This is a genomic window from Pseudomonas sp. RT6P73, from assembly GCF_054897715.1.
Genome location: NZ_JBUBUV010000002.1, coordinates 1,854,362 through 1,877,824, shown reverse-complemented (window position 1 = coordinate 1,877,824; position 23,463 = coordinate 1,854,362). Strand labels below are relative to the sequence as shown.

Here is a 23,463-nt window from a genome sequence, read left to right as displayed (position 1 = left end):
AAGGCGCCGACACATCGCATCGGCGCTGATAGTGATCGTCAGAACGCGAAGCACGAGCAGCCGAACGCGCCCCAGAAACCGGCGAAATCGCTGACCGGCGCGTTCGATAAACGGGCCTTTTCATGACTGTGGGAATGCACGCCGCACGGCCCTCTGCAATGGTGAACCTGCGCCTGCATCGGCGACGTCGGACGCCAATGACCCGGCACCTTGACCACCGGCGACCAGTCCGGCAGCACCGGCACGCTGGCCGGCCCGAGTTTTTCGAAATCACCGGCGGCGTACACCACCTTGCCGCCGACCACGGTCAACAACGATTCGATCCACTTGATCGCTTCTTCATCGACGCTGAAAAAGTCCGCGCTCAAGGCCGCGACGTCCGCCAGTTGGCCGACCTTGATCATGCCTTTCTTGCCCTGCTCGGAAGAGAACCAGGCGCTGCCGTGGGTGAACAGTTCCAGCGCAGTTTGTCGGGACAGGCCCTCTGCGTGCAGTTCCAGGCCACCGACGGTGCGACCGCTGACCATCCAGTACAGCGAAGTCCATGGATTGTAGCTGGACACTCGCGTGGCATCGGTGCCGGCGCCGACCGGTACCCCTTCGGCCAACATGCGCTTGATCGGCGGCGTGGCTTCGGCGGCTTTGGCGCCATAACGCTCGACAAAATATTCGCCCTGAAATGCCATGCGATCCTGAATCGCGATACCACCACCCAGCGCCCTCACCCGCTCAATGTTCTGCGGGGTAATGGTTTCGGCGTGATCGAAGAACCACGGCAAACCGTTGAACGGAATGTCGCGGTTGACCTTCTCGAACACGTCAAGCATGCGGCTGATGGATTCGTTGTACGTGGCGTGCAAACGGAACGGCCAGCGCTGCTCGACTAGATGGCGCACCACCGGTTCCAGCTCGTCTTCCATGGTTTGCGGCAGGTCCGGACGTGGCTCGAGAAAGTCCTCGAAGTCCGCCGCCGAGAACACCAGCATTTCCCCGGCGCCGTTGTGGCGCAGGTAATCGTCGCCCTGATGCAGGGTCACGCTGCTGGTCCAGTTCTTGAAGTCGGTCAGCTCTTCTTTCGGCTTCTGGGTGAACAGGTTGTAGGCGATGCGGATAGTCAGTTGCTGGTCCTTGGCCAACTGCTCGATCACCTGGTAATCGTCCGGATAATTCTGGAAACCGCCGCCGGCGTCGATGGCGCTGGTCAGGCCGAGGCGATTGAGTTCGCGCATGAACTGGCGGGTCGAGTTGACCTGATATTCCAGTGGCAACTTCGGCCCCTTGGCCAGCGTCGAGTACAAAATCATCGCGTTGGGACGCGCAACCAACATGCCGGTCGGCTCACCGTTGCTATCGCGCACAATCTCGCCACCCGGCGGGTTCGGCGTGTTGCGGGTGTAACCGGCCACGCGCAATGCGGCGCGGTTGAGCAAGGCGCGGTCGTACAAATGCAGGACAAACACCGGGGTGTCCGGCGCGGCCTGATTGAGCTCTTCGAGGGTTGGCATGCGCTTTTCGGCGAACTGGAATTCGTTCCAGCCACCGACCACCCGCACCCATTGCGGCGTGGGCGTGCGATCGGCCTGGTCCTTGAGCATGCGCAAGGCATCGACCACCGACGGCACGCCCTCCCAACGCAGTTCGAGGTTGTAATTCAGACCGCCACGAATCAGGTGCAAGTGCGAGTCGTTGAGGCCTGGAATGACGCAACGACCCTTGAGGTCGATGACCTGGGTGCCCGAGCCGCGCAGGGCCATGGCGTCGGCATCGGTGCCGACCGCGACGAAGCGACCCTCGCTGATCGCCACCGCACTGGCGCGTGGGTTTTCACGGTCAACGGTATGGAATTGGCCATTGAATAAAATCAGATCGGCGTTCATCGCGTTTCCTTGGAAGGAGTGGAATGGGACAGCCAGGGCGCGAACAGACGCGTCGCCATCGGCATGAACAGGTACACCACCGAGACGACGATGGTCAGCGTGATCAGAAACGTGGCGACCACGTAATTGGACAGAAAGGCGTTGAGTTGCAGCAGCGGGCCCCAGAGCAGCGGCACCAGCAAGGTGTGCGGCAGAATCACCAACAGCGTCACCACGGCCTGCTTCCAGCGCGGTGGCGGCGGCGATGCGGCGTCGGCTTGCGGCGCGAACCAGAATTCATTGGCCGGATTGACCTCGGTCTGGTCGCCATCGGCGAGCATCGGCGTGGCCTCGTTGACCAACTCCAGGCGTTGCGGCGAATCGAGCCAGTGCTGCATCGCATCGGTGGTGCAAAACCGCAGCACGCAGGTGTACATGTCCAGGCCGGCGTTTTTACCGCGCATCACGTCCACGCCCAAATGCCCTTCCTGCTGCCCGGCGATGCTGACAATGTTGCGCAACCAGGCTTCGTAAGGCACTTCAAAACCGGCCTTGACCCGGTGCTTGATCACCAGGGTCACGACTTCCTCGAAACGATTGGATTCAGGCATAACGCAAAGCTCCGGCGAATCGGACATTGAGCGCCAGCCGTCCTGGCCCGGCGATAAATAGGCTGGTGAACACAATCAACAGCAGCCAGCCGAACTGCCCTTCATCGAGGCTCCATTGCGCATGCACTACCAGCAGCGCGACCAGCAACACCGACAAAATCGGCAGGCACGCCAGACGCACCAGCACGCCGGCGATAATCAGCAGCGGGCACAGCACCTCGGCGAAAATCGCCAGCATCAGCGTGACGTTGGCACCCAGGTGGAAAGGGTCTTCGATGACTTGCAGTTGAGCGCTGTAGTTAAGCAGCTTCGGCAAACCGTGCACCCACAGCAGAAACAAACCGCCAGTGACCCGCAGAAAAAGCAGCCCGAAATCCTGGGCCCGATCATCCCATCGCGACGTATTCATGGGCTCACCTGCACAAATGAAGAACTACCGGCGTCGTTGCGCCGGGACTTCATTTGATAGTGCCGGTGTGGGGGCGGGAAAAATTGGATGGGTGTGCTTTTTTTGCGGCGTGCTCCAATCTGCAATCAACCGAAGATCCCTGTGGGAGCGAGCTTGCTCGCGATAGCTGTGGTTCAGGCAACAACAATATTTATGACACACCGCCATCGCGAGCAAGCTCGCTCCCACAGGGAATTTTTATTGCTGGAAGGTTTCTGCCAGGCACAAAAAACGGCCTCATCGAGACCGTTCTTTTCAGCTGACACCGTTACCGCGGATCAACACCATCCAACGCCCGATTCACCGCCAGCTCGGCCAGCATGATGACCTGCTGAATGCCCAGCATCGTATGCCGCTGCGGCCCCTCCAGATGCCCCGCAAAATCACCGGCCAGCACACTCGCCGACGCCAGAGATTCGCAAGCATGGGTCAACAGGCTTTCGTTATCGATATCGGGGGCGACGATGAACATTGTGCTGGGCTTCCGGATGACGGGGGATTTCAGGGCAGACGGGTTGAGATAGTGATCCAGCGCGCGGTCGGCGGCTTCGTTGAGTTTTTTGGGATCGAGCGGATCGTAGGGGGAAACGTCGTCGGCTTCCGGGGGATTGGGTGTGGCTTTGAACATGGTGAGTCTCCTTTGGAAAATCGCACCACCAGCACCTGTCGCTAAACAAGTAAGGGTGGCGACTGTATGCAGGTTAGCGAACCGGTCAAAGGCACCCGGTAGACCCGAAGGTCTCCCGCATACAGCCACCATAACGTAATTGCAGACGTCAAAAGTCGGCAAAAAAGTCTGGAAAACAGATGCACTTTGATAGTCCGGGTCGCTAAACCCGATCACTGATTGGCAGCGATGCGGAAACGATAAAGACCTGGGTCAAAGCGCACAAGCCGGCGGATTCTGGCGCAGTCGTAGGCAACGGCGCAAGGATCTGTAGCTTTCAGGACGTAACGCTAAACAACATTAAACACAGCCCTCAAATCAACACACATTCCCCTGTGGGAGCGAGCCTGCTCGCGATTGCGGTGCGCCATTCAACATTGATGTTGGCTGATAATCCGTCATCGCGAGCAGGCTCACTCCCACAGGGAATGAAGTGTGCCTGCAAGAAACTGGTCGGCTGTCAGGCCGCCATCGCAGGCAAGCCAGCTCCCACAGGGAATGAAGTGTGCCTGCAAGAGACCGGTCGGCTGTCAGGCCGCCATCGCAGGCAAGCCAGCTCCCACAATGAATGAAGTGTGCCTGTAAGAGACCGGTCGGCTGTCAGGCCGCCATCGCAGGCAAGCCAGCTCCCACAGGGAATGAAGTGTGCCTGCAAGAGACCGGTCGGCTGTCAGGCCGCCATCGCAGGCAAGCCAGCTCCCACAATGAATGAAGTGTGCCTGTAAGAGACCGGTCGGCTGTCAGGCCGCCATCGCGGGCAAGTCGGATCGCCGCACCGCTCGCTCCTACAACAAATCGGCGTACACGCTTCGCTTGTCACCACTCAACAGGCCGAGCGTTAGCTCGCCTGCAGCTCTTGATCTTGATCTGGCTTTTGATCTGCCCGCCCCTTCGGTAGGCCGAGTGGAGGCGTTCATCTGGGGGGTAGGCGCGCAGCGCCGTGCGGCGAAGCCGCACACATCGAGAGGAGGTCGAAGCGAAGCCGACCGGAGGCGATGCCCCCAGATGAATGCCGGAGCGAGGGTACGCCGAGCCTAGGCGAGGGGCCGGACGCTGGGGCGAAGACCTTTGGTTACTTTGGGGCGTTTGCCAAAGTGACACGCCGTAAGGGCGGAACCATAAGTGGCCGTTACCGCAGGAATGGATATGTACACCTCAAAGAGATTGGTCGGCTGTCAGGCCGCCTTCGCGGGCAAGCCTCGCTCCTACAGGAGATCGGGCACAGGCGGGAATGTGGTCGGCCCGAAGGCCGCCACGTTCAAGCCGAAACCGGCAAAGGCCTCGACATGAACTCACTGATCCGCGACCGCAACCACCGCTCCGCCGGATCATTGTCATGCACCCCACTCCACGCCATCGACAACTGCGCCGCATCAATGGGAAACGGCGGATCCTCCGCCCGCAACGCACACCCTTCAACCAGCGCACACGCCGCATAATCCGGCACCGTGGCAATCATCTCAGTCCCGGCCAGCAACGCACGCAAACCACTGAACTGCGGCACACCCAACACCACACGGCGACTGCGACCAACCTTGGCCAAATCCAGATCGATATTGCCGCTCAAGTCCCCGGAGAACGACACCATCGCATGCGGCCGCTCACAGTATTCGTCAAGCGTCAGCGTCCCCGGTCGTTTATCCCCGCGCAGCACCTTGCAGGGAATGTCCCGCAACTTCTTGCACTTGGCATTCGCCGGCAAATCCGTGGTGTAACTCACCCCCACGGAAATTTCCCCCGAGGCCAGCAATGCCGGCATCAACAGATAGTTGGCACGACGCACCACCACGACAATCCCCGGCGCCTCTTCCTGCAATTGCCGCAACAACGGCGGAAACAAACCGAACTCCGCGTCGTCCGACAGCCCAATGCGGAACACATCGCAACTGGTCGTCGGATCGAATTCCTTGGCACGACTGACCGCCCCGGAAATCACATCCATCGCCGGTTGCAGCTCCTTGAGAATCGCCAGCGCCCGCCCCGTCGGCTCCATGCCGCGGCCATTGCGCAGCAACAACGGATCGTCGAACAGATCCCGTAACCGCCCCAGCGCCGCACTCACCGCCGGCTGCCCCATGAACAGTTTTTCGGCCACACGGGTCAGGTTCTTTTCGAACATCAACGCTTCGAAAATCACCAGCAGGTTCATGTCGACGCGGCGCAGATCGTTACGGTTCATAGGCACGGTTTCCTTGTGTGTTCAGCCGGTGACTTTACTCGATCAGCGGCACTTTGGCCGCACGTTTGTAAGGCCCGTATTCGACCGGCACCCACTGAAAATGCTTGCCCTCGGCGGCGATGTGGCTGATGCCCTGAAACGGCAAGTTTGCCGCCGTCACCCAGCTATCGCTCGCCGCCGCATCATTGAACACTTTCGCGCAGCTCTTGATCGCGAGCCCCAGCGCACAAATCAGGGAATGTTTCATGCCTTCACCCTTGATCGAGTCAGAAAAACGGCGATGTAAAACGTCGCCCAATGACGACGATTGTGCACGTGGGGTGGTCATGGAAATTGCAGCAATGTGCTGAGTTAGCGCTGTTGTCTCCCCTGCGCACCGATGGAATTAACAACGTTTAACTCGCCTGTCAGAGCCCTGCGACCAAGAATGAAGCTCACCGACACGGACATCTGTCATGGCCTCTTCTCAGCAAAACCTCGCCTGCGCGACTGTCACTGCAACGCGAAAGAAAACCACCGGCGGCCTGACCCCGTGGCGCGAAAGCCTGGCCAAGCAACTGATCCTCGAACGCCTCGGTGAAACCGTTGAAGTGACCGAACTGGCCCGCGCCTGTGCCCTGTCGCGCAGTCATTTCTCCCGTGCGTTCAAGTGCAGCACCGGGCTCTCGCCCCAGGACTGGATTCGTGACCAACGCATCGCCCGCGCCAAGCAGTTGATCCAGAGCACCGACCTGACACTGACGCAAATCAGCCTCGAATGCGGCTTCTGCGATCAGGCGCATTTCTGCCACATCTTCACCCGCAGCGAAGGTATTAATCCGTTTGCGTGGCGCTGCCGTGTTGTGCGCGCCCTGCCCCAACGCCCCGCCTGCACCGCTCAACTTCACGCGTAATAAAGCCCAACACCGCACGGTCCTGTAGCAGCTGTCGAGCTTGCGAGGCTGCGTTCGGCTGCGCAGCAGTCGTAAAATCAGCCAACGCGGGGTGTCAGGCATACCGCGTCATCAGGATTGACGACTGCTTCGCAGCCGAACGCAGCCTCGCAGGCTCGACAGCTGCTACAAAGCCGTGCGCTGCCACGTGGGTTGCGTCAGCCCAACGGAGTAAGCCGTTCCAACGCTTCAGCCACGCCAAACCCATACGCCGGATCAGCCTTGCTGCAGTTGTCGATATGGCGCTGACGGATCGCCTGTGGCACGCCGTTCATGGCACGCGCGGTGTTGTCGAACAGCAGCTGTTTGCGCACTGGATCGAGCAAGCGGAACAGGTTCCCCGGCTGCTCGTAATGGTCCTCTTCCAGCCGATGATCGTAGTGCTGCGCGAAGCCTTCCAGTGGCAGCGGCGGTTCGGCCAGTTCCGGTGAATCCTGCCACTCGCCCACGCTGTTGGGGAAGTAACTGGCGGTGCCGCCGAGGTTGCCGTCGGTGCGCATGGCGCCGTCGCGGTGGTAGCTGTGGGCCGGGCAGCGTGGCGCATTGACCGGGATGTGGTTGAAGTTCACGCCCAGGCGATAGCGCTGCGCATCGCCATAGGAAAACAGCCGCGCCTGAAGCATGCGGTCCGGCGAGAAGCTCACGCCCGGCACCACGTTGGCCGGCGAGAACGCCGCTTGTTCGATCTCGGCGAAGTGGTTTTCGGCGTTGCGGTTGAGCTCCATGATGCCGACTTCGATCAGCGGAAACTCGCCATGCGGCCAGACTTTGGTCAGGTCGAACGGGTTATGCCGATAGTTGAGCGCTTGCTGTTCTTCCATCACCTGGATGCACAGTTTCCAACGCGGGAAATTGCCCTGCTCGATGACTTCGTACAGGTCGCGCAGGTTGCTTTCGCGGTCCTTGCCGACCACCGCCGCAGCCTCGGCGTCCGAGAGGTTTTCGATGCCTTGCTGGCAGACAAAGTGAAACTTCACCCACACCCGCTGGTTGTCACGGTCGATCAGGCTGAAGGTGTGACTGCCGAAGCCGTGCATGTGGCGGAAACTGGTGGGAATCCCGCGATCGCTCATGACGATGGTCACCTGGTGCAGCGCCTCGGGCAGCAAGGTCCAGAAGTCCCAGTTGCTGGTGGCGTTGCGCAGGCCGGTGCGCGGGTCGCGTTTGACCACGTGGTTGAGGTCGGAGAAACGCAGCGGGTCGCGGAAGAAAAATACCGGCGTGTTGTTGCCGACAATGTCCCAGTTGCCTTCGTCGGTGTAGAACTTCACCGCGAAGCCACGGATGTCGCGCTCGGCATCCGCCGCGCCGCGCTCGCCGGCCACCGAGGAAAAGCGCACGAACAGCGGCGTTTCCTTGCCCACTGAACTGAAGATATTGGCTTTGGTGTAGCGAGTGATGTCATTGGTGACGGTAAAGGTGCCGTAGGCGCCCGCGCCCTTGGCGTGCATGCGCCGTTCGGGGATCAATTCGCGGTCGAAGTGGGCAAGTTTTTCCAGCAACCAGATGTCTTGCAGGAGCGCCGGCCCACGAGGGCCGGCGGTCTGGATATTGAGGTTATCGACCACCGGGGCGCCGGTGGCATTGGTGAGCTTTTTCATGAACAGGTTCTCGATGGCTTGCTGCTCTCATCAGGAGCGAAAACCGGCGCGGGTCTACCCCCGCGCCGGGGTACATCAACCCTTGAGGAACGCCAGCAGATCAGCGTTGAGCTGATCCTTGTGGGTATCAGTCAAGCCGTGAGGGGCGCCGGGGTAGATCTTCAGCGTAGAACCTTTCACCAGTTTTGCTGAGGCGATGCCCGCTGCTTCGATCGGCACCACCTGGTCCGCGTCGCCGTGTACGACCAGCGTCGGGATGTCGAACTTCTTCAGGTCTTCGGTGAAGTCGGTTTCGGAGAACGCTTTGATGCAGTCATAAGCGTTCTTGTGGCCGGCCATCATGCCTTGCATCCAGAACCAGTCGATCATGCCCTGGGACGGCTTGGCGTCCGGTTTGTTGAAGCCGAAGAACGGCCCGCTGGCGAGGTCGATGTACAGCTGCGAACGGTCGACCAGGGACGCCTGGCGAATGCCGTCGAACACTTCGATCGGGAGACCGCCGGGGTTGGCTTCGGTCTTGAGCATCAGCGGTGGCACCGAGGAAATCAGCCCGGCCTTGGCCACGCGGTCAGTGCCGTGGCGACCGATGTAGCGCGCCACTTCACCGCCGCCGGTGGAGAAGCCGAACAGCACGGCGTCCTTGAGGTCGAGCAACTCGATCAACTGCGCCAGGTCATCGGCGTAGGTGTCCATGTCGTTGCCGGTCCATGGTTGGCTGGAGCGGCCATGGCCGCGACGGTCGTGGGCGATCACCCGGTAGCCTTTGGAGGCCAGGAAGATCATCTGCGATTCCCAGCTGTCGGCGTTCAACGGCCAGCCGTGACTGAACACGATGGGTTGGCCGGTGCCCCAATCCTTGTAGTAAATCTCGGTGCCGTCTCGGGTCGTGAACGTACTCATGCGATATCTCCTTAGCGAGTGTTGGGGTGAGTCAAACCGGTGGTGGGGCCATGCGTTCGGCCAGACGCGCCACCCGCTCGCCCAAATGAGCGGCGGTGCAGCGATCTTCGGGAGGTGGGGCGAGGTCCGGGGTCTGTTCGACATTCGACTGGGCCATGGCGCCGAGGGAGCTGCCGAGGCGATTCATTTGCCCGTCGAAGGCGCCCGTGCTGGAGCGCGCCGGCAGCAGGTCGAGGCCGACCCAGATCATTGAATGCTGCGCGGCGAACACTGCCAGTTGCAGCAAGGTGTTGAGTTTGTCGCCGCACAGGCAGCCGGAATTGGTGAAGCCGGCGGCCAGTTTGTCGCGCCACGGCTGGGCGAGGTAGAACGCCGCCGTTGACTCCATGAAGGCTTTGAACGGTGCAGACGCGCTGCCCATGTAGGTCGGGGCGCCGAAGATGATGGCGTCGGCGTTGTGCAAGCGTTCCCAGTGCTGGTCCACTTCGTCGACCGGAATCAGCAGACAGGTGCTGCCCACGTGCCGCTCCACCCCCTGGGCCACGGCTTCGGCCATGACCCGGGTGTGCCCGTAGCCACTGTGATAGACCACCACCACGTTGCTCATCCCGGTGTCCTCATGACAAGTTGATCCCTTAGCAACACCGCCCTCCCTGTGGGAGCGACCTGTGGCGAGGGGATTTATCCCCGTTGGGCTGCGAAGCAGCCCCAAAACCATTCAACTCGGTGGTAACAGCTAAACCGCATCAGCCGGATTTACGACTGCTGCGCAGCCGAACGGGGATAAATCCCCTCGCCACAAAGGCTCACTCCTACAGGTTGCGCAATCCCACAAGACCAGCGGATGTTGAAGAGGCAGAGTTTTGGGCGTAGACCAGACGCAGGACGAGTTAAACGTTGTTAATTTTCATTGGCGCGCCAAAAGCCTCAACACCTGCTTTGCTACGGTTGCAGCCAATAAACACGGCACCGGCCAGTGGCGCCGGGTACTGGCAGCCGCCGCGAACACCCGACAGTCACCCGAACCCTCGTTGCGTTGATGGATAAACCTGAGGAATATGCTCGAAAACCGCGTACTAGACGGACGCAAGCAGGAGCGACACGTTGACCCTTTCCCCCGAGCAGGCCATCCATTTCGGCCCCTACCGGATCTATCCCGGACAACGCCTGGTGCTGGAGGCTGACCAGCCCCTGCGCCTGGGCCGGCGCGCCATGGACATTCTGTTGATCCTGCTGGAGCACGCCGGAAACGTGGTCAGCAAACAGCAACTGATCGCCGGGGTCTGGCCCAAAAGCGTCGTCGAAGACATCAACCTGCGCGTACACATGGCGGCGCTGCGTAAAGCTCTTGGCGATGGCCAGGCCGGCCAGCGCTATATCGTCACCGTCGCCCAGCGCGGCTACAGTTTTGTCGCGCCGTTCTCGCTGGAATCGATCGAGCAACCTCTGGCGAGCGAAAGCCTCGAGCCGAGCGCCCATAACCTGCCCATCCGTCGCACGCGCATGATCGGTCGCCAATTGCTGGTCGAGAGCCTGGTCACGCAACTGTCACGCCAGCGTTTCATCACCCTCGTCGGCCCCGGCGGCATCGGCAAGACCACGGTGGCGCTGCGCGTCGCCGAACTGTTGATCGGTCGCTATCGGGACGGCATTCGCCTGCTAGACCTTGCGCCGATCCATGACCCGACGTTGATCACCGCACATCTGGCCACGCTGCTGGATTTGTCCCTGCACGACGCCGAACCGACGAGCAGCCTCGGCGCGTTTCTGCTCGATCGGCAAATGCTGCTGGTGATCGACAACTGCGAACACCTGCTCGACGCCGTCGCACTGCTTTGCGAAAGCATCCTGCGCGCCGCGCCACACGTGCACATCCTGGCCACCAGCCGCGAGAGCCTGCGGGCCGAAGGTGAGTTCGTCCAGCGTCTCGAATCCCTCGATTGCCCACCGCCCATCGCGGTGCTGGACCGCGCTCAGGCACTGACCTTTTCTGCGCTGCAATTGTTTGTCGAGCGAGCCATGGCCAGCCATGACAGTTTCGAGCTGAGTGATGACGAGCTGCCGCTATTGATTGAAATCTGCCACCGTCTGGACGGCATTCCGCTGGCCATCGAACTGGCGGCGGCGCAAGTCGGCAACTTTGGACTGAGCGGATTGCTGACGCAGCTGCAAGGCAGTTTTCGCCTGCTCACTCAGGGCTGTCCGTCGACGCTGGGCCGACACCAAACCTTGCGCGCCACGCTCGACTGGAGTTTCGAACTGTTGAACGCCTGCGAGCAAACCTGCCTGCGCCGACTGGGCGTGTTCAGGGGCGGCTTCACGCTGGAGTCGGCGGCAGCCGTGATCGTCGGCGACCACATCGAGCCCGGCGTGGTGTTCGGTTCGATCACGCAACTGGTGGCCAAGTCGTTGCTGAACGTGGAGGTGGGCGACGAAGAAGTGTTCTACCGCTTGCTCGACACCACCCGCAGCTATGCCCTGGAAAAACTCGACCAGACCGCCGATTTGCAGGACACGCGAAAACGTCACGCCGAACGTTGCCTGGCCTTGATGCATCTGGCTGAGACTGACTGGGAGCTGATCTCCACCGACCTGTGGATCGAGCGTTACGCCCGCAGCCTGGATGACATTCGTTCGGCCCTGGACTGGGGTTTGAACGCTCAAGGTCCGCAGGCACTGGCGATCCGCTTAACCGCGACCTCGACACCACTCTGGCAGGAACTGTCGCTGCTCAAGGAACACGGCGTTTACGTGCGCAAGGCGCTGGCCTTGCTCGAGGCGGCGCCCGAGCCCTGCCCTCATCTGCAAATGACCCTCAAGCTGGCCCTCGGCAGTTCCTGTTACCACACTCAGGTCTGCGCGACGGAACCCATCGAGGCGTTCGTCAGCGCCAGAACCCTGGCCAGACAGTGCAACGATTTAGCCGGTCAGTTGCGGGCGGTGTCCGGGCACATGGCGGTCAACCTCTGTTGCGCCAATTATCAAACGGCTCTGGAGCAGAGCCGGCAATTCGATCGATTGGGGTTGTACGGCGATGCAGTCTTGTCCCTCAGCATGCATCGCTTGCGGGTGCTGGCGTTGCACTTTACCGGGGACCAGCAGCTGGCGCGGATGAATGCCGAACAGGTCATTCAACGCATGGCCCAAAGCGGGCACCTCAACCGCTTCACCCACGGTTTTGGCGTGCAGTACGATCAGAGCGTCGCCGCCCTGACGATTCTGGCGCGCATCCTCTGGTTGCAGGGGCAACCGGAACAAGCCTGGCGCACCGCCCGGCAAGCGCTGGACATTGCCATCCAGATCAACCACGGCACGTCCATCTGCTACACCCTGGCACTGGCCGGTTGCCTGATCGCTCACTACAACGGCGACAGCCAGAACGCCCGCAAACTCTTGCGCCTGTTGCTCGAGCAAGCGCAGAAACACTCGGTGCTGCTGTTCTACACCTGGGCCCGGCACTATGCGCAGGTGATCGACCGCGCCGAGGCGCACCTGCCTCTTCAACCAGGCGTGGGGTTGATCAAGGACATCATGGTCACGCTGGATAGCGGTTTCGTCGATGACGCCCTGTTGCAACGGGCCGACGCCGGTACGGCAGGCTGGAGCACGGCGGAGATATTGCGTGCCAGGGCTGATGCATTGTTGGCGGAGGATAATCAGCCGGAGATGGATTGCCTGGGCGGACGTCATCGCGAGCAGGCTCGCTCCTACACGGTCGTCGCAGCCGAGGAGATATTGGTTCGGGCGTTAAATGTGGCCAGGCATCAGGGCGCGCTGGCCTGGGAACTGCGCAGTGCCACCTCGCTGGCGCAATTGTGGCAGCGTCAGGGTCGGCATCAGCAGGCACATGAACTGCTGGCGCCGATCTACAACCGCTTCACCGAAGGTTTTGCCACGCCGGACCTGAGCAAAGTCCGCCGGTTACTCGACGAGCTCCATGGGCAACTGCACGCCTGAGACCCAGCGCGCACGGCTGATGTAATGCGAGTAGCGCCGTTCGAACGTACGCAGGTGACCGCTGTGTTCGAGCTTCTCCAGCGCATAGGTGCGCGTGGTGTTGAGCAAGCGATAACGGGTGGTGCCATTGACCTGATCCATCGACAGCAACGATTTGGCCACCAGGCGCTGCACCAGCACCGCCAGTTGATCGGGCTTGAGCACCTCGCAACTGCTCACGCCAATCGCGGCATCGAGGGTGAACGACATTTTGAATACCGAGAGGCGCTGCAATACGGTTTGTTCCAGAGTGCCCAGCCGTTCATAGCTCCAGTCCAGCGCGGCCTTGAGGGTCTGATGCCGGGGCACGGCCGTGCGCCGGCCCTGGGTCAGCAGCTGAAAACAGTTATCCAACTGAGCTTGTAAACCGACCAACGCCAGCGCATCGATCTGCGCCGCCGCCAGTTCAATGGCCAACGGCAAACCGTCGAGGCGCCGACAGATTTCACGCACTGCCTTGAGGTCCTGTTCACGCAGGGCAAACCCTTGTTGGCGATTGCGGGCGCGACTGACAAACAGCTGCACCGCCGAATAGCCCATGGCCTCGGCCACGCTGTGCAAGGCCGACGCGGGCGGCACCGCCAGGGACGGCAAGCGCTGGACCGTTTCCCCCGTTGCCAGCAGCGGTTCGCGGCTGGTGACGAGGATCGACAGCCGAGGCGCCAACGCCAGCAAGTCCTCGACCAATGTCCGGCAGCGCTCCAGCAAGTGTTCGCAGTTATCGAACACCAGCAACGTATGCCGTTGCACCAACACGTCCAGGGTTGTGCCGACTTCCAGCTCAAGGGTCTGCGTCAGGTGATCGACCACTCGCGCGGGGTCATCGAGCGCCGCAAAATCAACCAGCCACACGCCGTCTTCATAGTGCTGCAACAGCAGTTCGGCGACGCGCAACGCCACCGTGGTCTTGCCGATGCCGCCGGGGCCGACCAGGGTCATGAGACGCCGCACCGGCAACTGCCGGACCAGACTGCCGACAATCGAATCCCGACCGGTCACGGGCGTGAGCCGGGCAGGCAGGTTGTGCTGATGTTTTTGCGCGGTCTCGATCGAGACCAAGGTACCCGCAGGCACTGGCTCCACCGGGGCGATAAAGCTGTAGCCGCGCTGGGGAATGTTGACGATGTAGCGCTGGCCGTTCTGCCCGTCGCCAAGGGCCCGACGCAGGGCCGCAATGTGCACACGCAGGTTGATTTCTTCGACCACCGACGTCGGCCAGACATGGGCAATCAACTCGTCCTTGCTGACCACCTGGCCGGCGCGCTCGACCAGCACCTGGAGGATATCCAGGGCCCGACCGCCCATGCGCAGCGGCCGATCACCGTCCAGGATCAGCCGTTGCCGCAGGTGGAATGCGTAGGGGCCGAACCGCAGCACCGTATCGCTGTTTAAATCGCTGAGGCTGTTCATGCACGTTTGCGTGCTGAAAACCTGGCCCGGCTCACAGTGCGCAAATATCCATCGCACCCGCCCTCCAGGCTCCCGCACCTCCATTGCAAAGAGTTCACGGGTATCTTGGCAGGCATCAGTGACGGTACAACTACCGCGGTGGGAGCGTCACGGCCATTGCGGTGCGCACAACGGCCAAGAACGCTCTAGCTGAACTGTTCGCGGTATTGCGTCGGGGTCAGACCGAGTTTTTCAGCGAACAGAAAGCGCATGTGCCGCACGCTGCCAAAACCACTTTTGAAGGCCACGGTCTTGAGCGGCACGTCGCTGGTTTCCAGCAGATTTCGGGCGCAATCGATGCGTGCGCTTTGCAGAAATTCCATGGGCGTCATGTTTACGTCCCGGGCAAACATCCGGGCGAAGTGCCGCGTACTCATGTTCGCCAGGCTGGCCATGCGTTCAATGCTGAAGGCTTCATCGAGGTGTTCGAGCACATAGTTCTGCACGCGGGTGATCGGCGTCTCATGGGGTGCGACGGTGGCCATCAACGGACTGAACTGTGCCTGCCCGCCCTGGCGCTTCATCACCACCAGCAACACCTTGGCGACGTCCTGGGCGACTTTCTTGCCGTGGTCTTCGGCGACCACCGACAGGGCCAGGTCAATGCCGGCGGTGACGCCACCGGAGGTGATGAGGTTGCGGTCCTGAACGTAAATCTGGTCGGTCTCGACAGTTGCCTTTGGAAAACCGTTGATCAGTCGCTCGGTGTAATGCCAGTGGGTGGTGACGCGATAACCGTCCAGCAGCCCGGCATGCCCCAGCACAAACGCGCCGGTGCAGATCGAGCCGTAGCGCTCGGCGCGACCGACAGCGGCCTTGAGCCAACACAGCAATGGTGGATGTTTTTCGTTGTAGGCACCCGGGCCGCCCGGCACCAGCAACAGGTCGTACGGATGATCGGCTTGATCGATGTGCAGGTCGGTCTGCACGCTGACGCCGTTGGATGCGCGCAGTGCGCCATGCTCGGTGCCAATGGTCGACAGCTCGTAACGGTCATCCGAAGCGAGGTATCGATTGGCGATGGAAAACACTTCCATGGGCCCGGCCAAGTCGAGCAGCAGAAAGTCCGGAAACAACACCATAGCCACGGTTTTCATAGGTTCAAAATCACTGAAGTCAAAAGAAAATCCCTCTGCCAAACACCAATCCCTGTAGGAGCGAGGCTTGCCCGCGAAGGCGTCATCACATTCAACATTGATACTGACTGACACGCCGCCTTCGCGGGCAAGCCTCGCTCCTACAGGGGCTTTGTGTCCGGCATCAGAGTAGTGCTGTGCATTATGGCCAATGTGCGGCGCCGGCGTCGGAGAAGAATACGTTATGGCACGCCTGCCACTGTCAACCTGAGAGAGACAGTATTTCAATTTACATCTACTTATTGAACCCACCAGTAACCATTAATCTTCTCCTCACTCGGACGAATCAACGTCCCCACAGGAGATTTCATCATGCTGACCCTTCGCAAAGCCTCCGATCGCGGCGCCGCCAATCACTGTTGGTTGAAGTCGTTCCACACCTTCTCCTTCGCCAACTACCGCAACCCGAAAGAGCAGGGTTTTTCCGACCTGCTGGTGATCAACGATGACCGCGTCGCCGCCGGTAAAGGTTTCGGCCAGCACCCGCACCGCGACATGGAAATTTTCTCCTACGTGCTCGAAGGTGCCCTGGAACACAAGGACACCCTGGGCACCGGTTCAGTGATCCGCCCTGGTGACGTGCAATTGATGAGTGCCGGCAGCGGCGTGGCGCACAGCGAATACAACCACTCGGCCACGCGGCCGGTGCACTTTTTGCAAATCTGGATTGTGCCGGAGGTCAGCGGCGCCAAACCGCGTTATCAGCAAGAGCACTTCAGCACCCAGAAAAAACGCGGGCGCCTGCAACTGATCATCTCCCCCGACGGGGCCAAGGGTTCGCTGAAGGTGCGTCAGGACGCACGGGTGTACGCCGCGCTGATCGACGGCAAGGAAAGCGCCACGCTTGAACTGGCCGCCAACCGCTACGCCTATGTGCACGTGGCCCGTGGCAGTGTCGAACTCAACGGCGTGCAGTTGCAGGAAGGCGATGGCGTGCGGGTTCGTGATGAGCAAGTGCTGACGTTGAGCAACGGTGTGGATGCCGAAGTGCTGGTGTTCGACCTGCGCCCGCAGGAACTGCCGGAAATGCCATGACCATCACGCAAATGCCATGACCATCACGCAATCCCTGTAGCAGCTGGCGAAGCCTGCGTTCGGCTGCGCAGCAGTCGTAAAATCAGACACCGCGGTCTATATGACCCACCGCGTGTGCCGGGTTTACGACTGCTGCGCAGCCGAACGCAGGCTTCGCCAGCTGCTACAGGGGGTTGCGTGTTATTCGCTGGTACCGGAAAACACCGCGACAATTTCATCGATGACCGCACGAACCCTGGCGGTATGCCGCAAGTCCGCGTGGGTCACCAGCCACACGTCATACGGCACCGGTCGCGTGCGCTCCGGCCACAGCCTGATCAGCCCATCCCGCTCCCCCATGTACACCGGAATTTCCCCGACCCCGAGCCCCGCAGCAATCGATCGGCGCACCAGCAAACTGGAACTCAGACTGGCCACAATCCGCCCCCGCCCCAGCGGTTCCGAAACCAGGGCCATGTCTTTGTTGCCTTGCAGATACGGCTGATACACCACCAGATCATGCCCCTCGAACGCCGAGCCCGGTTCAGGCACGCCATGGGCATCTACATAGTCCTGAGAGGCAAACAGGCCCACCGGCCAGCGCGCGATGCGGCGGGCGATCAGGTCCGGGTTGTCCGGCCGGGTATTGCGCACGGCGATGTCGGCTTCGCGTTTCGCCAGGCTGAGAATCTGCGTGGAGGCGTCCAGTTGCACGCGCACGTCGGGGTGCTGTGCATGCAAGCGGGCAATGGCCGGAATCAGGAAATCGACGGCCATGGAGTCGGTGGTGCTGACCCGCACGAGCCCGGTCAGTCGATCGTCGAGCCCTTGAATCCGGCGTTCCAGCTCCAGCGCCGAGTGCTCCATTTTTTCCACGGCCGTCAACGCCGCCTCCCCCACCGCTGTCAGCGCATAGCCTTCAGAGGTGCGCAGAAACAGCGTCGCACTCAACGACTTTTCCAGCGCGGTGATCCGTCGGCCCACCGTGGCCTGATCGACCCCCAGCACCCGCGCCGCGCCCCTGAGCGTCGACTCCCGGCACACCGCCAGAAACACCCGTGCGTCATCCCAATTCATGCCCTTTCCTTGCTGATGCAGAATCGCATCACCATAACGCAAAATCGCTGCGTTATTGCATCAACCGTTCGGGATAGTCTGGAGGCCAAGCGTAAAACCTCTCAGGACGTTTCCCATGCACAGCACCTCGACCACCCCGCGCAGCGCGATCTGGCTGCCGATCTTCGCCGGCCTCAGCGCCAGCCTGGTCAGCATCGGCCTGGCGCGATTTGCCTACACGCCGCTGATTCCTTCGTTGATTCAGGCGCACTGGTTTTCCGCCAGCGACGTGGTGTACCTCGGCGCCGCCAACCTCGTGGGTTACCTGATCGGTGCGTTGATCGGCCGGCCACTGGCCAACCGCACGTCGAACAAAACGGCATTGCGCCTGATGATGCTGGCCGTGACCTTGTCGTTTTTCGCCTGTGGTTTTCCGTTGTCGGTGAGCTGGTTCTTCGGCTGGCGCCTGCTTTCGGGCGTTGCCGGCGGCGCGATCATGGTGCTGGTGGCCGCGACGGTGTTGCCCCATGTGCCGGCATCCCGCCGAGGTTTGGCCAGCGGTGCGATCTTCCTGGGCATCGGCCTGGGCATTGCCGGCTCGGGAACGATTGTTCCGCCGCTGTTGAGCCTTGGCTTGCAGCAAACCTGGTTTGGCCTGGGTCTTCTGTCACTGGTTCTGACGGCGGCGAGTTGGTTCGGCTGGCCGAAAGAGGCGCATCATCAAGCCGTTGAAGTGTCTGCCGAGAAAACCGCAACACCGACCGATCCAGGGGTTTACCTGTTGTTCGCCCAATACGCATTCATGGCCGCCGGGCTGGTGCCGGCGATGGTGTTTCTGGTGGATTACGTGGCCCGTGGGCTCGGCGCCGGGCCGCATGTCGGCGCGCTGATCTGGGTGATGTACGGACTGGGCGCGATCATCGGGCCGGTGAGTTACGGATTTCTGGCGGATAAACTCGGTGCGAAATTGAGCATTCGGCTGGTGCTGGTGGTGCAGGCGATTGCCGTAGGCCTGTTGTCGATTTCGAGTTCGTTCACGGCCCTGGCCTTGCTGGCCGTGATCCTCGGTTCGTTCCCGCCGGGCATCGTTCCACTGGCGCTGGCGCGGGTTCATGAACTGCTGCCGAACCATCACCAGCAGCAGATTGCCTGGAGCCGCGCGACGGTGTCGTTCGCCACTTTTCAGGCGATTGCAGGGTTTGCGTATTCGGCGTTGTTCAATGCCAGTGGTGGTCAACATGGGTTGTTGTTTGTGATAGCGGCGGGCGCGATTGTGGTTGCGCTGTTGCTGGAACAGGCCATGCGTTTGCTGAACAGATCAAACACTGTAGGAGCGAGCCTGCTCGCGAAGACGTAGGCAGATCCAGCATCAATGTGACTGACATACCGCTATCGCGAGCAGGCTCGCTCCTCCAGGGGGTCGGTGGATTGGACTGAATCATTCGTACACTCATGCGATCCCATTTTTACAGATGACTTTCTCGACAGGACTTCAACATGACTTTGCCCCAAACCATGACCCTGATTGAAATCACCGAGCCCGGCGGCCCCGAGGTATTGAAGCCGCGCCAGGAGCCGGTGCCAACCGCCGGTGCAGGCGAAGTGCTGATTCGTGTGTACGCCGCCGGGGTCAACCGTCCCGATGTGATTCAACGCGCCGGCAAGTACCCGATGAAACCCGGTATGAGCCCGATTCCCGGGCTGGAAGTGGCCGGTGAAGTGGTGGCGATCGGTGCGGGCGTCAGCGAATTCATCGTCGGTGACAACGTCTGTGCGCTGACCAATGGCGGCGGTTACGCGCAATATTGCGTCGCACCGGCCAGCCAGACGCTGCCGATTCCGGATGGCATGGATTGGGTCCACGCAGCGGCGGTCCCGGAAACCTTTTTCACGGTGTGGGCGAATCTGTTCGACATGGGCGGCGCGAGCAAAGGCCAGCGCGCGCTGATTCACGGCGGCACCAGCGGCATTGGCACCACCGCGCTGATGCTCTGCCGCGAATTCGGGGTCAAGGCGTTCGCCACGGCAGGCAGTGAGGAAAAATGCGCGGCGATTCGTCAGCTGGGCGCCGAGGCGATCAACTACCGCGACCAGGATTTCGTCCAGGTCATCCAGGAAAAAACCGCCGGCAAAGGCGTCAATGTGATCCTCGACATCATGGGCGGCTCGTACCTGAATCAGAACATCGCCGCACTGGGCATGGAAGGTCGCTTGGTGATGCTGGGCTTCCTCGGCGGCGCCCATGCCAAAGACGTCGACCTGATGGCGATCATGGGCAAACGCGCGACGATCACCGGCTCGCTGATGCGCTCGCGCACCCGGGAAGAAAAAGCCTCGATCGCCGAACAGTTGCGTGAATACGTGTGGCCCGTACTAGCCGCCGGGCGTTGCCTGCCGATGATCGACAAGGTTTACCCGTACACCGAGGCGGCGCAGGCCCATGCGCGGATGGAAGCCGGCGACCACATCGGCAAGATCGTGTTGCAGGTGGACTGATCAGTAACCCTCGCCGGCCGCCAATTCGCCGCCGATGATCGCGATGCCCGAGTTGGTGCCCAGTCGCGTGGCGCCGGCTTCGATCATCGCCAGTGCGGTCGTGTAGTCGCGCACGCCACCGGAGGCCTTGACGCCGATGTCAGGTCCGACGGTGCGGCGATCAGCGCGACGTCCTCCACGGTGGCGCGGCGGCGTTCCGACGATGGGGCCCTATGCATCACCGACTGATCAGGGCCATTCATACGACTGTCGAATTAATCCCCATCGCCCCCACGCTTCTGTTAAAACCCGAACTTTCCTTTTCACCCTCCGGACCTTTGCATGTTTTCAAACCTGATGAGCCGCATCAGCCGACGCTGGCTGCCATGGCTGTGCATGGCCGCGCTGGTCGTCGGCTTGCCCGTGGGTTGCGGCGTACTCAAATACAAGGAGCGCGAGCTGCTGTTCCGCATCGAGCCGGGGACCGCCGGCTGGTATCGCGGTTTGCCCAAGGACGTTGAGGAATTCGATATCAAGCCTACCCGCTTCAAGGCCGGGCAAAACCTGCATGCCTGGTGGTGGCCGGCCGCGCGTCGCGATGCGCCGTCGATCCTGTATTTGCACGGTGTGCGCTGGAACCTGACCGGCCAGGCGTTCCGCATCGAGCAATTGCGTGCGATGGGTTATTCGGTGCTGGCGATCGACTACCGCGGCTTTGGCCAGAGCAAGGGGGATCTGCCGTCAGAAGCCAGTGTCTACGAGGACGCCCGCGTCGCCTGGGAGCGCTTCAAGGCAATGCAACCGGACGCTAACAAGCGTCTGATCTATGGCCATTCCCTGGGCGGCGCGGTGGCCATCGACCTCGCCGCAGACCTGGCGGCGCAGGCGAAAAAGGACCACAGCGCGATCCCGGTGCGCGGTCTGGTGATCGAGTCCACGTTTACGTCGCTGGGCGATGCCGTGGCGCAAGTGGCCGACAGCAACCTGCCGGTGAAATGGTTGCCGGTGCGCTGGCTGCTGTCGCAGAAATTCGATTCCATCGACAAGATCGTCGACATCGACATGCCGCTCTTGGTGGTGCATGGCCTGGCGGATCCGTTCATGCCCTCGCGGTTCAGCCAGCAGCTGTTCAATGCCGCCAGCGAACCCAAGCGCCTGCTGTTGATCCCCGGCGGTACGCACAACAACAGCATGAGCCTGGGGGGCAGCCATTACCGCCAGGCACTCGAAGGCTTGATGAAGGCAAAACCACCGCAGATGGCCGGGCCTAGCGGTAACCCCGGGCTTGCAGGTTGAACAACTGCGCATAGCGCCCGCCCGCGGCCACCAGACTGTCGTGATCGCCGCGTTCGAGGATCGCCCCCTGATCCAGCACAATGATGTGGTCGGCATTGCGCACGCTGGAAAACCGGTGGGAAATCAGCAACGTCATGCGGCCTTCGGTGTGCTCGCTGAAATGCTCGAACACCGCCGCCTCCGCAGCCGGGTCGAGTGCTGAGGTCGGCTCGTCCAGAATCAGGATATCGGCGTTACGGCGCATGTAAGCGCGGGACAAGGCGATCTTCTGCCACTGCCCGCCCGATAACTCCTGGCCACCGGCAAACCAGCGTCCCAACTGCGTGGCGTAGCCTCGATCAAGCCCCTCGATGAACGGGGCGGCCATGCCTTCGGCGGCCGCCTCTTTCCAGCGCTGCTCATCGTTGAACGCCAGCGTATCGCCGACGCCGATGTTCTCGCCGACGGAGAACTGGTAGCGAATGTAATCCTGAAAAATAACGCCGATACGCCGGCGCAGCGCGTCTTCTTCCCACACCTGCAAATCGCTGCCGTCGAGCAAGATGCGACCGTGATCGGGACGATACAAACGGGTCAGCAACTTGATCAGCGTGGTCTTGCCCGAACCGTTCTCCCCAACCAGCGCCAGGCTGCGCCCCGGCACCAGATGCAAGTCGATGCCTTCAAGGGCGGGCCGACTCGCTCCCGGATAACGGAAACCCACGTTCTCGAATCGCAAACCATCGCCGGGCACCGCGCCCACCGTGAGATGCCCGGCATCGGCCACCACCGGTTCGGCCAGGTATTCGTAGAGGCTCGACAGGTACAATCCATCCTCGTAGAGACCGCTGATGGCGCTCAAACTGCTGCTCACCGCCGTCTGCCCCTGCTTGAACAGCACCAGGTACATGGTCATCTGCCCGAGGCTGATTTGGCCGTGAACGGTATCAACCACCACCCACGCATAGGCCAGGTAAAACGCGGCGGTGCCCAGCAACCCCAGCACGAATCCCCAGCCATCCCGGCGCAAGGTCAGCCGCCGGTCTTCCGTATACAGACGGGCAAACGTCTCGCGATAACGCTTCAACAGCAACGGCGCGAAACCGAACAACTTGACCTCTTTGATATAGCCCTCATGGGAGAGCAGTGTCTCGATGTAATTCTGCTGCCGACTCTCCGGCGCCCGACGCGTGAACAGCCTGAACGCATCCCCGGAAAAGTGCGCCTCGGCGAAAAACACCGGCAACGCGCCCACCACCAGCAGCACCAGCGCCCACGGCGAAAAATGCACCAGCAACACGCCGAAGCTGATCAACACAATCAGGTTCTGGATCAACCCCAACGACTTCATCACCAACGCCAAAGGCCGAGTCGACGCTTCGCGCCTTACCCGCACCAACTTGTCGTAAAACTCGGAATTCTCGAACTGCACCAGCGACAACGTCTGGGCCTTCTCCAGAATCATCGTGTTGACCTTCTGCCCCAACTGCACCCGCAACAACGATTGCTGAACCGACAGCGCCCGCTGCGTCCCGGACAGCAACGCCAACACGCCGGCCTCGAACAACACGTAACGCACCACCGGCCACAACGGCGCACTGCCCTGTTGCGCGTGCAACTGCATGGCGAAAACCACTGCGTCGACGATGCGTTGGCCCAGCCAAGCGGCCAAGGCCGGGAGGACACCGGCGATCAGGGTGGCCAGGACGAGGCCGAGGAACAGCCCGCGAGAAGTGCCCCAGACCAGGAGCAAGGCGCGTCTGGCCTGATCGAGTAATGAGGTGAAACGGGAGAGCGCCGCAGGCATGGATTGATTAACTCGGCCAAGGAAGTCGCTGAACACAACAAAGACGTCATGGTACTTCAGT

Annotated in this window: 18 protein-coding genes and 2 pseudogenes; 6 read left to right on the top strand and 14 right to left on the bottom strand. The window is 61.3% G+C overall.

What is annotated here, in order from left to right; genetic code table 11:
- Positions 1–38: 38 nt before the first annotated feature.
- The 6 genes and pseudogenes from ACYZT6_RS09210 to ACYZT6_RS09185 form a co-directional block, all read right to left on the bottom strand.
- Positions 39–1,877 (bottom strand): amidohydrolase, encoded by a 1,839-nt coding sequence (locus tag ACYZT6_RS09210; RefSeq protein WP_462026597.1) that lies wholly within the window; start codon positions 1,875–1,877, stop codon positions 39–41.
- The gene (locus tag ACYZT6_RS09205; RefSeq protein ID WP_462026596.1) at positions 1,874–2,467 is read right to left on the bottom strand and encodes an antibiotic biosynthesis monooxygenase; all 594 of its coding nucleotides are present in this window, start codon (positions 2,465–2,467) and stop codon (positions 1,874–1,876) included. Before ACYZT6_RS09205 ends, ACYZT6_RS09210 begins: the two co-directional genes overlap by 4 nt.
- The gene (locus tag ACYZT6_RS09200) at positions 2,460–2,876 is read right to left on the bottom strand and encodes a DoxX family protein (protein ID WP_462026595.1); all 417 of its coding nucleotides are present in this window, start codon (positions 2,874–2,876) and stop codon (positions 2,460–2,462) included. Before ACYZT6_RS09200 ends, ACYZT6_RS09205 begins: the two co-directional genes overlap by 8 nt.
- A 307-nt stretch (positions 2,877–3,183) precedes the next feature.
- A complete protein-coding gene (locus ACYZT6_RS09195; RefSeq protein ID WP_462026594.1) occupies positions 3,184–3,543 on the bottom strand; it encodes a DUF6124 family protein in 360 nt (119 codons plus the stop codon).
- 1,297 nt (positions 3,544–4,840) lie between these two features.
- Complete coding sequence (locus tag ACYZT6_RS09190) at positions 4,841–5,761, bottom strand: LysR family transcriptional regulator (RefSeq protein WP_438661716.1); 921 nt, start codon at positions 5,759–5,761, stop codon at positions 4,841–4,843.
- A 34-nt stretch (positions 5,762–5,795) separates the two neighbouring features.
- Positions 5,796–5,975: pseudogene (locus tag ACYZT6_RS09185) on the bottom strand (MBL fold metallo-hydrolase); the annotation flags it as partial.
- Between the two features lie 241 nt (positions 5,976–6,216).
- Here ACYZT6_RS09185 and ACYZT6_RS09180 point away from each other — a divergent pair.
- Positions 6,217–6,654, top strand: a complete 438-nt coding sequence (locus ACYZT6_RS09180; protein WP_462026593.1) for a helix-turn-helix domain-containing protein — start codon at positions 6,217–6,219, stop codon at positions 6,652–6,654.
- A gap of 197 nt (positions 6,655–6,851) precedes the next feature.
- On the opposite strand, the gene ACYZT6_RS09175 is transcribed toward ACYZT6_RS09180, so the two are convergent.
- From ACYZT6_RS09175 to ACYZT6_RS09165, 3 genes are all read right to left on the bottom strand, one after another.
- Positions 6,852–8,294: a catalase gene (locus ACYZT6_RS09175; protein ID WP_462026592.1), complete on the bottom strand. Its 1,443-nt coding sequence runs from the start codon at positions 8,292–8,294 to the stop codon at positions 6,852–6,854.
- A 75-nt stretch (positions 8,295–8,369) separates the two neighbouring features.
- Positions 8,370–9,194, bottom strand: coding sequence for an alpha/beta fold hydrolase (locus tag ACYZT6_RS09170; RefSeq protein WP_462026591.1), 825 nt, complete (start codon positions 9,192–9,194; stop codon positions 8,370–8,372).
- A gap of 31 nt (positions 9,195–9,225) precedes the next feature.
- Positions 9,226–9,801, bottom strand: coding sequence for a flavodoxin family protein (locus ACYZT6_RS09165; protein ID WP_462026590.1), 576 nt, complete (start codon positions 9,799–9,801; stop codon positions 9,226–9,228).
- A gap of 497 nt (positions 9,802–10,298) precedes the next feature.
- On the opposite strand from ACYZT6_RS09165, the gene ACYZT6_RS09160 reads away from it, so the two are divergent.
- The gene (locus ACYZT6_RS09160; RefSeq protein ID WP_462026589.1) at positions 10,299–13,151 is read left to right on the top strand and encodes an ATP-binding protein; all 2,853 of its coding nucleotides are present in this window, start codon (positions 10,299–10,301) and stop codon (positions 13,149–13,151) included.
- Here ACYZT6_RS09160 and ACYZT6_RS09155 read toward each other — a convergent pair.
- Both ACYZT6_RS09155 and ACYZT6_RS09150 read right to left on the bottom strand, forming a co-directional pair.
- Positions 13,116–14,600: an ATP-binding protein gene (locus ACYZT6_RS09155; RefSeq protein WP_462026588.1), complete on the bottom strand. Its 1,485-nt coding sequence runs from the start codon at positions 14,598–14,600 to the stop codon at positions 13,116–13,118. The genes ACYZT6_RS09160 and ACYZT6_RS09155 overlap by 36 nt on opposite strands.
- A gap of 185 nt (positions 14,601–14,785) precedes the next feature.
- Positions 14,786–15,736: a GlxA family transcriptional regulator gene (locus ACYZT6_RS09150; protein WP_462026587.1), complete on the bottom strand. Its 951-nt coding sequence runs from the start codon at positions 15,734–15,736 to the stop codon at positions 14,786–14,788.
- Positions 15,737–16,087: 351 nt separating this feature from the next.
- Between ACYZT6_RS09150 and ACYZT6_RS09145 the strand changes: the two genes are divergently transcribed.
- On the top strand, positions 16,088–16,810 hold the full coding sequence (locus tag ACYZT6_RS09145; protein WP_462026586.1) for a pirin family protein: 723 nt from the start codon (positions 16,088–16,090) through the stop codon (positions 16,808–16,810).
- A 180-nt stretch (positions 16,811–16,990) separates the two neighbouring features.
- On the opposite strand, the gene ACYZT6_RS09140 is transcribed toward ACYZT6_RS09145, so the two are convergent.
- Positions 16,991–17,866: a LysR family transcriptional regulator gene (locus ACYZT6_RS09140; protein ID WP_462026585.1), complete on the bottom strand. Its 876-nt coding sequence runs from the start codon at positions 17,864–17,866 to the stop codon at positions 16,991–16,993.
- A gap of 115 nt (positions 17,867–17,981) precedes the next feature.
- Here ACYZT6_RS09140 and ACYZT6_RS09135 point away from each other — a divergent pair, with 115 nt between their 5' ends.
- Complete coding sequence (locus tag ACYZT6_RS09135) at positions 17,982–19,202, top strand: YbfB/YjiJ family MFS transporter (protein ID WP_462026584.1); 1,221 nt, start codon at positions 17,982–17,984, stop codon at positions 19,200–19,202.
- A gap of 140 nt (positions 19,203–19,342) precedes the next feature.
- Positions 19,343–20,341 carry an NAD(P)H-quinone oxidoreductase gene (locus tag ACYZT6_RS09130; protein WP_462026583.1) on the top strand — a complete coding sequence of 333 codons (999 nt, stop codon included), beginning with the start codon at positions 19,343–19,345 and terminating at the stop codon, positions 20,339–20,341.
- On the opposite strand, the pseudogene ACYZT6_RS09125 reads toward ACYZT6_RS09130, so the two are convergent.
- Positions 20,342–20,535: pseudogene (locus tag ACYZT6_RS09125) on the bottom strand (deoxyribose-phosphate aldolase); the annotation flags it as partial.
- Between the two features lie 127 nt (positions 20,536–20,662).
- Between ACYZT6_RS09125 and ACYZT6_RS09120 the strand changes: the two are divergent.
- Positions 20,663–21,616, top strand: a complete 954-nt coding sequence (locus ACYZT6_RS09120) for an alpha/beta hydrolase (protein ID WP_462026582.1) — start codon at positions 20,663–20,665, stop codon at positions 21,614–21,616.
- Here the strand turns inward: ACYZT6_RS09120 and ACYZT6_RS09115 are convergent.
- Positions 21,588–23,402, bottom strand: coding sequence for an ABC transporter ATP-binding protein (locus ACYZT6_RS09115; RefSeq protein WP_462026581.1), 1,815 nt, complete (start codon positions 23,400–23,402; stop codon positions 21,588–21,590). The genes ACYZT6_RS09120 and ACYZT6_RS09115 overlap by 29 nt on opposite strands.
- Between the last annotated feature and the right edge of the window lie 61 nt (positions 23,403–23,463).